The sequence below is a fragment of the Gammaproteobacteria bacterium genome, from assembly GCA_022340215.1.
Lineage (GTDB): Bacteria > Pseudomonadota > Gammaproteobacteria > JAJDOJ01 > JAJDOJ01 > JAJDOJ01.
Map to the genome: position 1 here is coordinate 1 of JAJDOJ010000175.1, position 9453 is coordinate 9453.

The 9453-nt window shown below is 57.0% G+C and carries 8 protein-coding genes and 1 tRNA gene; 6 read left to right on the forward strand and 3 right to left on the reverse strand.

Annotated features, from left to right (window positions below; all coding sequences use genetic code 11):
• Both LJE91_12485 and LJE91_12490 read left to right on the forward strand, forming a co-directional pair.
• A partial coding sequence (locus LJE91_12485) for a hypothetical protein (protein MCG6869504.1) occupies positions 1-191 on the forward strand: 191 nt, incomplete at its 5' end.
• Positions 188-2881 carry a bifunctional acetate--CoA ligase family protein/GNAT family N-acetyltransferase gene (locus tag LJE91_12490; GenBank protein MCG6869505.1) on the forward strand — a complete coding sequence of 898 codons (2694 nt, stop codon included), beginning with the start codon at positions 188-190 and terminating at the stop codon, positions 2879-2881. The genes LJE91_12485 and LJE91_12490, both read left to right, overlap by 4 nt.
• On the opposite strand, the gene LJE91_12495 is transcribed toward LJE91_12490, so the two are convergent.
• The 3 genes from LJE91_12495 to LJE91_12505 all read right to left on the reverse strand — a co-directional run bounded on the left by LJE91_12495 (position 2852) and on the right by LJE91_12505 (position 5235).
• Entirely contained in the window at positions 2852-3394 is a 543-nt protein-coding gene (locus LJE91_12495; protein MCG6869506.1) for a DUF5123 domain-containing protein, read from the reverse strand. The genes LJE91_12490 and LJE91_12495 overlap by 30 nt on opposite strands.
• A gap of 234 nt (positions 3395-3628) precedes the next feature.
• Entirely contained in the window at positions 3629-3934 is a 306-nt protein-coding gene (locus LJE91_12500) for a hypothetical protein (GenBank protein ID MCG6869507.1), read from the reverse strand.
• Between the two features lie 398 nt (positions 3935-4332).
• Complete coding sequence (locus tag LJE91_12505) at positions 4333-5235, reverse strand: CPBP family intramembrane metalloprotease (GenBank protein ID MCG6869508.1); 903 nt, start codon at positions 5233-5235, stop codon at positions 4333-4335.
• A 140-nt stretch (positions 5236-5375) separates the two neighbouring features.
• On the opposite strand from LJE91_12505, the gene LJE91_12510 reads away from it, so the two are divergent.
• From LJE91_12510 to clpX, 4 genes are all read left to right on the forward strand, one after another.
• Positions 5376-5460: transfer RNA gene (locus LJE91_12510), tRNA-Leu, on the forward strand.
• Between the two features lie 80 nt (positions 5461-5540).
• Positions 5541-6848, forward strand: a complete 1308-nt coding sequence (gene tig / locus LJE91_12515; protein ID MCG6869509.1) for a trigger factor — start codon at positions 5541-5543, stop codon at positions 6846-6848.
• Positions 6845-7474, forward strand: a complete 630-nt coding sequence (gene clpP, locus LJE91_12520; protein ID MCG6869510.1) for an ATP-dependent Clp endopeptidase proteolytic subunit ClpP — start codon at positions 6845-6847, stop codon at positions 7472-7474. The genes tig and clpP overlap by 4 nt, the downstream gene beginning before the upstream one ends.
• 189 nt (positions 7475-7663) lie before the next feature.
• Positions 7664-8950 carry an ATP-dependent Clp protease ATP-binding subunit ClpX gene (gene clpX, locus LJE91_12525; protein ID MCG6869511.1) on the forward strand — a complete coding sequence of 429 codons (1287 nt, stop codon included), beginning with the start codon at positions 7664-7666 and terminating at the stop codon, positions 8948-8950.
• Positions 8951-9453 lie beyond the last annotated feature (503 nt).

Sequence of the window (9453 nt, forward strand, 5' to 3'; positions counted from 1 at the left end):
GAGTGGATTTTCGAGGGATTTTTCGTCCTGACAAGGCGGATTCGATGCGCAATGCCGCCCCATTGCAAGTCGAATCCAACGCCGTCAGGGCGGAAAAGATCCGTAAAGCCGCCGTCCACGATGAATGTCAACAGAGCCTAACGATGCAGAACAGTTACGAATCGCTTACGTATCCCCGGTTTATCGGATGAGTGTACGCAATCTCGACAAGATCTTTCGGCCAGATCGCATTGTGCTGATCGGGGCACGGGACAAACCGGATACCCCGGGGGTTCGTGTATTCCGCAACCTTTTGAGAAATGGCTACCGGGGAGTCGTCTATACCGTCAGCGCTGAATTTGAGTCCATACACGGGGTTCCCACATTCCCTTCGTTAGAAAAACTACCCAGGATTCCGGACTTGGCTCTGATCTGCAGTCCTGCCGAATTGGTTCCAGATTGGATAGAACAATGCGGTAAGGCCGGTATTCGCGGCGTGGTGATCCTATCAGGCGGTTTCCGCGAGTGCAGCGACGCCGGTTTGGAGTTAGAGGCTAGAATCGCCGACATTGCGGGTCACTATCCGAAGATGCGAATTCTGGGACCCAATTCTCTGGGGATCATCAACACACACATTGGCATGAACGCCAGCCAAACCATCGCCCAGCCTAAGAAAGGTCATCTGGCCTTTGTGTCCGAGTCTCGGGGGCTTTGCAATTCGATCCTCGATTGGGCAGTCGATCAAGGTATCGGGTTTTCCTACTTTGTCTCCATCGGCAACATGCTGGATGTGGGCTTCGGTGATCTGATCGATTACTTTGGTAATGATTCGCACACCCGAGCGATTATTCTTTACGTGCAGTCCATCCGTGACGGTCGACGTTTCATGTCCGCAGCACGCGCTTTCGCCCGATCCAAGCCTATCGTTGTTTACAAGTCCGGTCGGTTTGCGACCTCGGCCAGAGTGGCTGCTTCCCATACTGGTGCCATGGTTGGCGAGGATGCGGTTTACGAAGCAGCTTTCGAACGTGCCGGTGTCGTGCGCGTGGCGGAGCTGGACGACATTTTCGACGTAGCAGAGCTGCTTGGATCGCAACGATTGCCACAAGGCCGGCGTTTAGCGATCGTGAGCAATGCCGGGGCACCGGCCATCGTGGCCACCGACGCCCTGCTGGCGCGCGGTGGCTCGCTGGCTACATTGCAGGAGGAGACGGCAGCATATCTGGATAGTGTGCTCCCACCCTTCGGCACGCACAACAATCCCGTCGACCTTTTGGACAGCGCACCGCCGGAACGCTACGCGGCCGCCCTATCATCTGTCATCAAAGATCGGAATGTTGACGCGGTGCTCGCGATTTTCGCATCTCAGGCAGGTACCAATCCGAATGCCGTGGCTCGCGTAGCGGTGTCCGCCGCCGAACAGTCTCACAAACCGTTGCTGACAGCGTGGATGGGTGGTGCCAGCGTGCGCGAGGGCTTGCGCATCCTCAATGAAGCCGGGCTGTCGGTGCACTCCACCCCGGAACAGGCGGTGCGTGCCTTTATGAACCTGGTCCGGTATGCACGCAACCTGGAGAATCTGTACGAAACGCCGAAAGAGATGGTCGTCCGCTTTGCCATCAACCGTCACAAACTTCGCAAGAAGCTTGAACCTGCCCTGCGTATTCATGCCGGCTCCCTTTCCGAAGACCAGACTGAGCGGTTACTTCAGGCTTACGAGATTCCAGTGGCCAGGGGGCAAACCGTGCACTCCGAAGCTCAGGCCGTCGAAGCAGCCGGTACCATCGGCTATCCGGTAGTGCTGAAGGTCCATTCCCCGCAGATCCTTCACAAAGTCGATTTTGGCGGCGTCGAGCTGGACCTGAATGACGAGCAGGACGTACGCGAGGCCTATGAACGGATTATGCGCGTTACGCAGGCCCACGGTTTAGGTGCGAAGATCAAGGGCATGATCGTGCAAAAAATGGTCAAGGCTACGGACAGCGTCGAGTTGATCCTCGGCGCGAAGAAGGACGCCACCTTTGGAGCCGTCATCATGGTGGGACTCGGAGGCATCGCCACGGGTGTGTTCCACGACCGCGTTGTGGGACTACCACCCATGAATGAGCATCTCGCTCGTCGTATGCTTGAGTCGCTGACTGTATGGCCGATTCTGAATGGCTATCGGGGTCGCGCGCCGATGGCCCTGGACCGGTTAATCGAAGTGATCATTCGTTTTACAGTGCTCATCGCCGATTATCCAGAGATCGAGCAGTTTGACATCAATCCACTGCTCGTAACCCCTCGCAGTGTGATGGTGCTCGATGCGGAGTCGGTTGTCGGTCACCTGAATGACACAAAACGCCATGCCATGGGCGAGCATCTCGCGATTCGACCCTATCCGGAGGAATATAGTCGCCGGTCCCTGTTAAAAGACGGCACCCCCGTCATTCTACGTTCCATTCGACCGGAAGACGAACCCCTTTGGCACGATATGGTCGCCTCGTCTTCCGATAATTCGATTCGATTTCGATTTCGTTCCATGTTTCGAAAAACAACGCACCAGATGGCGGTGCGTTACTGTTGCATCGATTACGAGCGCGAAATCGCAATCGTAGCCGAAACAGCATTTGAAAATCACCGAAAACTAATTGGTGTCGGCGGGTTGATCGCTGACGCTGAACACGAGACGGCCGAATTCGCCATACTGGTGAGCGACCCCTGGCAGGGTAAGGGCCTGGGTAGCATACTGCTGAGCTACTGCTTGGAACTGGCTTCTCGCTGGGGGATTCAGCGGGTCGTGGCAGAAACGGCTCTGGATAACCATCGCATGCTGGAAGTCTTCAGCAAGCACGGTTTTTCCTCGGAAATACATCGCGACGAAGACGCCGTGTTATTGGAGAAAAGAATTCATGGGCCATAATTTGAGTGTCGGAACAAAAAAGCCGTCCTGACATATGCGTGAGGCCAATTCCGCTCCCTTCCCCATAGCTATGGGGATATGGTTTTCTACTGCCGATTTATAGTGATAACTGCATGACGTCCCAGCCGCAGGCCCACTGAAGGTAACGGAGAAATGATCTACGGTGTTTCGTCCGCTAACAGAGAAACCTATGTCCGTACCACTCCATGATCCGACAATTGGCGTGCTAGCCCCTCCTGGTGTAGGTGCGGGCGCGCCCGCTAGTTCATGCTCGTAGGCTCCCATGTCATATCCAGTACCACCAGGTCTTGGTTTCCCATCAACGTCGATTTTCGGCGCACCGAAAGAAGTACCGCTGTTGATTACAGGAGAACCGGCAGTTAAATGAAAATCCCCACCAGCCGCATTTACAAATAACGGCTCGGCATCTATATTGCCTTCTCCTTCGTTATAAGTGGCCCCGGACGTGGCAAGAACATTACTAATATCGGAATGCTCCGCATCGAAGGTCATGTTCCGACTGATGTTCAAACCCTTGCTATTGATTGCCCCGGATAGTGCTATCATATATATGAGCGGTTAGGCTGCCATTTCCCAAGGTAAATGCCCCAATCCCAGATCCAGCGTCTTCCTCAGCATTTCCGTTGTGGGTTATTGTGGTATTGATAATTCGCCAGTGGGCGATTGAGTCTCCCGTATGGGAACTTTCAATTGCACCCTCATCATTATCCGCGATTACCGGATTAGCTAGGGTTCTGTCTGAGGTGCTTGTGCCCAGTTTTTTATTGAGAGTGCGCCGCCTATACCTTTACTTTCTGTCATAGAACGGTTAACCACACTTGTTCTCATAGAGGCACTGCCCTGAGCAAGTAGGTTGTCCGTCCCAAAACCACCATTCTCTCTGATGAAACGGATGCCATCAATAACAATGACAGGTTCACCACTGGAGGCACTAAAATAAAGGGTCTCATCCGTCATCCCGCCGTCGAAAGCGGTTGGATAAAGGCTGAGGTCGCGTTGAGTAAAATCGGAATTCCACCCACCCTGAATCATAACTACTTTCGGATCGAAGGTTATCTAATTGACAGAATAAGAACCGCCTGCAATGCGAATAACCGTGCCCGGCGGGACTGAGTCAATGGCCGTCTTGATATCAGTGGAATCTGCGCCAGAGGCCGCTACGGTAACTGTCCCAGGCGTTCCCGAGTTGCCAGACTGGCTATTGACGTGTGGTGGTTCAGACTTGATGAGACGAAGTCTTGATTTGAAACAACGTACAGCAGTCGAGACTGATACTCCGTCGATGACGGAGTCCCGGCGTACTTGTCACCTGTTTGCGCACCATAGCCCCGCCCGGGGCCCATCCCCAGAGGTGCAATAGGGTATGGAGGGCCCGTTGATTCGCAGAGGTCGTGGTCAGTTTCGACAAAGACCCTAACCGGCACGCCTTGTCAGTTCGTATCCCGCATGCCGGTAGCGGCGGGTCGCCGCAACAGGGGGTGGAACAAAGCAACCGCCAGCAGAATCAGCCACGCGAAGGCAAGGTATCCAATGATGCCGTCAAAGGACCCGATCATCCAGGACCAGTCGCTGTTCGGGTTTTCGTCGGAGGTCCGATGCGCGACGCGGATCGTCGTAACCCAGCCGGCATGCAAACCGATGCAATAACCGATATGGCCATTCTTCGCACGTGAGCACGCCAGAAAGAGCCCTACGGCGAACAGCGCCAGCAGCGAGTCGACGATGCGCAACGGTGCGGTGAAGGCCTCGAATGAGTGGGCCAGGATGACGAAGCCGCTCCACCATTCCAGTTCGCCGACCGGGATCCGAACCTTCGTGTCGACGAAGTGCACAATCGCATAGAGCGCGCTGGTCGCCAGGATCGCCCCCCACATCCGCGATTCGCGGTCGACCTCGGTGTACATGGCGCCACGGAAGAACGTCTCCTCGATCAGACCGATGATGATGCCGCTCAGCAGGCCTTCGAGGAATGCGGGGCCCGCCGCGGACAGGATGTGCTGCAGATCCCCGGCCGGCACTCGGATCCCCAGGACAAACATCAACGCCAGCAGGGGAACCATGATCAGAATACCCGCTACGAAACCGGTGAGGACGAAACGGATGAATGATTGCCGGGGTACGGCGTAACCGAGTGCCCGGGTATTGTTCAGTCCCCGGGCCCTGAGGAAAAAGTAGAGGGTCAGTGCCCCGAGCGGTAGTACGAGTCTGCCCGAGAACGTGTAATAGGGCGCGTCGGTGAACAGGTTGGCGAAGCGATAAACCGGGTATTCGAGCGCTGCGCCGGCAAGAAACAGCGCGGCGATGTACGCAGCGAAGATTCCTGAGGCTTTCATGGCGGGTCGGTCAGCGGGGAGGCTCGGGCGTGGGGGATATCGCAGGATGTTAGCACCGATCCCCGGCGTCGAACCGATTTCCAGGCGAGCGGGATACCGCCCAACGCCCGGCATCGCTATAATTAGTGGGATTCGCTTCAGCGAAAGTGGCGGAATTGGTAGACGCGCTGGCTTTAGGTGCCAGTGGGGTAACCCGTGAGAGTTCGAGTCTCTCCTTTCGCACCAGATGGCCTTCTGGTTTGAGCTGCAGCAGCGTTCAAGCGGTTCAGCACGATTAACATGACAATGCCGAGGATTGATTACTGATGCAGGTAACGGTGGAGACAACCAGCGGCCTGGGTCGCAGAATGACCGTTCAGGTGCCGTCCGAGCGAATCGGATCGGAGGTCGACAAGCGACTGAAAGATCTCGTCTCGAAGGTAAGGATCCCTGGATTCCGCCCTGGAAAGGTGCCGCTCAGACTGGTCAGGCAGCGATACGGAGGGCAGGTTTTCCACGAGGTGGCGGATGAGCTGATCCTTGCCAGTTTTCGGGAGGCCGTCATCCAGGAGAAGCTCAATCCCGTCAGCGCCCCGGAAATCAAACCGGGCCCCATCGACAGGGACGAGGCCTTCGAGTACACCGCCGATTTCGAGATCTATCCCCAGATCGACTTGGCGTCCATGGAGGGGGTAGAGATTCGCCGCCCGACGACAACGGTGTCCGAGGACGACTTGGACCGGATGATCGAAAAGCTGCGGACGCAGCGCCGGACCTGGGAATCCGTGGAGCGCACCGCCGGAGAGGGCGACAGGGTCATCCTGGATTTCGAGGGAAGCATCGACGGCGAGGGGTTCGAGGGGGGGGCCGGGGAGGACATGACCGTGGAGATCGGCGCCGGGAGAATGTTGCCGGATTTTGAGCGGAACCTGTCGGGCACCGGCGCGGGCGTCGAAAAGGGGTTCGACGTCACCTTCCCCGAGGACTACCGGAACGAAGCCCTTGCGGGCAGGTCGGCCCACTTCAGCATCAAGGTCGACCGTGTGGAGGCACCGGTGCTGCCCGAGGTGGACGAGGATTTTGCGCGTGCATTCGGGCTGGGGGATGGTGATCTCGAGGAATTCCGGGCGAAGGTTCGATCCAATATGGAGCGCGAACTCGGCGAGAAGGTCAAGGCCAATATCAAGCAGCAGGTGATGGATGCCCTGCTCGAGAGGAATCCGTTTGAACTACCCGGGACACTCGTCGTCGAAGAGTCCGAGCGGTTGCGGCGAAAGACTATGGATATGATCGGGGCGAAGGACCCGACATTTTTCCCCGATGAGCGATTCAGCGAGATGGCGCGAAGGCGCGTCGCACTGGGGCTCGTCATCGGTGAAATCGTCAAGCGCCAGGGTTTCCGTGCCGACGAGGCGAGCGTTCATCAGGCCGTGGATGCGATCGTGTCGAGTTACGAGGATCCCGCCCGGGTTCGGCAGTACTACCTGCAGAACCCCTCGGCACGCGCGGACGTGGAGGCCTCCGTCCTGGAGGACAGGGTGGTCGAATGGGTACTGCAGACCGCCAATGTGACCGAGGATCCGGTTTCCTTCGAGAGTTTCGTCAATCAGCCCAAGAAGGAGAACGCCGAATGAGTCACTCAACGATATCAGCCATGGAGACACGTGCCCTGAATCTGGTTCCGATGGTCGTCGAGCAGACCGCAAGAGGGGAGCGTGCATACGACATCTACTCCCGGCTCCTCAAGGAGCGGGTTGTCTTCATCGTCGGCCCCGTCGAGGACTACATGGCGAATCTCGTTGTCGCCCAGTTGCTTTTCCTGGAGTCGGAGAACCCCGACAAGGACATTTCGATCTACATCAACTCCCCGGGGGGATCGGTGTCCGCAGGGATGGCGATATACGACACCATGCAGTTCACCAAACCGGACATCAGCACCTTGTGTGTCGGGCAGGCCGCGAGCATGGGTGCGCTCCTGCTCACCGGAGGGACAAAGGGGAAACGATACGTCCTGCCTCACTCCCGGGTCATGATTCACCAGCCACTGGGCGGTTTTCAGGGTCAGGCGACGGATATCGACATCCATGCCCGTGAAATCCTCAAAACCCGCGAGCAGCTCAACGAGGTCATGGCCAAGCATACCGGCCAACCCGTTGAAAAGATTCGCGAAGACACCGAGCGTGATAACTTCATGAGCGCCGAGGAGTCCGTGTCGTACGGACTGGTGGACCAGATCATCAGCGAACGGGGGGCCGAATAGTACTCGGGGAGCGGGACACGGCAGGGATTTCGCCCAACCAACCGCCCCGGATTCGGCTAAACTTCAGTGTATTGGCCGTGTTGGGCCCGTGACACCGGTCCGTGAATCCGTACCGGCCAGAGGCGTTTGCTTGCATATCAATCCGGAAACAGGCATCGTCTCGATATCGTTAGGGATTCGGGAAACGCTATGAGCGACAAAAACCATACTAAGGATCAGGATAACGGCAAGCTCCTCTATTGTTCTTTCTGCGGGAAGAGTCAGCACGAGGTTCGCAAGCTGATCGCTGGCCCTTCGGTTTTTATCTGCGATGAATGTGTCGAACTCTGCAACGACATCATCCGCGAGGAGATGCAGGAGCAATCTTCTGCCGACGGCAGCAAGCTCCCGATTCCAAAGGAAATCAAGCGGATACTCGATGAATATGTGATCGGTCAGGAGCAGGCGAAAAAGGTCCTTGCGGTCGCGGTCTACAATCACTACAAGCGGCTCGAATCCAAGAACTCCGGCAAGAACGACGTCGAGCTGGCCAAGAGCAATATCCTTCTCATCGGACCGACCGGGTCCGGCAAGACCCTGCTCGCCGAGACGCTGGCGAGACTGCTGGATGTCCCCTTCACCATCGCGGATGCGACCACGCTGACCGAGGCTGGCTACGTCGGCGAGGACGTGGAAAACATCATCCAGAAACTGCTGCAGAAGTGCGACTACGACGTCGACAAGGCGCAGACCGGTATCGTCTACATCGACGAAATCGACAAGATTTCGCGCAAATCCGACAATCCTTCGATCACCCGCGACGTCTCGGGTGAGGGTGTACAGCAGGCGCTGCTCAAGTTGATCGAAGGCACCGTCGCCTCCGTACCGCCGCAGGGGGGACGCAAGCATCCGCAGCAGGAGTTCCTGCAGGTCGATACGGGGAACATCCTGTTCATCTGTGGCGGTGCGTTTGCGGGGCTCGACAAGGTCATTCGGGACCGGACCGAGAAGAGTGGTATCGGGTTCTCGGCCGAAGTGCGCAGCAAGGAAAGCGACCGTTCGTCGTTTGGCGAGATCCTGGAGAGCGTCGAACCCGAAGACCTGATTCGTTACGGACTCATTCCCGAGTTCGTGGGGCGGTTGCCCGTGGTTGCCACCCTGCGAGAACTGGACGAGGAAGCCCTGGTCAAGATACTGACCGAACCGAAAAACGCCATTACCAAGCAGTATCGCAAGCTGTTCGAGATGGAAGGCAGCGAGATCGAGTTTCGGGACAATGCACTGTACGCGATTGCGCGCAAGGCGATGGAACGGAAGACCGGCGCCCGTGGGCTGCGAACGATTCTGGAACAGGTGTTGCTAGACACAATGTACGACCTGCCTTCCATGGAAGACGTGGAAAAGATCGTTGTGGACGAAACCGTGATCAGCGGCGACGCCAAACCCTATCTGATCCTAGACGGTTCCGACTACGAAAAGGCTGCTTCGTCGGATTGACCGGCATTTCAGCGGCCGCCCAGAGTCTAATTCATCTGTCAGGCGATCCCGGATCTGACCGGTGTGGGTCCGGGCCACCGATCCTACCGGCCCAGAATATCTCTCTGGCCCGCGGCGAGGGGGCGGCGTATTGTCGAATTGGCCAGGTTAGGCGATTGCCGGAAAATGGCATACCAGATTGCGCCGGATTTTCGTTCGTCATCAAGGCGCGACAACAGGCGCACAGTCGAACTATGTCACTGTTGTCGCAACACAGAGGACGGACGAAAAGACAAGCAGAATGGTATGTCATTTGACAGAAATCCCTTAAATCCCGATGCCGGCCTGGCGGCACGAACGGAGGGGGGGCCGGCCCGCCAGTGGCGGGCGCACATCGACGCGAGCCCTTGAAATCCCGATAACCGATCCCCAACTCTACCGGGATCGACCTAAATCTGTGGTTCGATGACGTATTCGGTCGTTGTCGGGCGCTTCAATCCTCGAGAGGCACGGTGAAATGGACA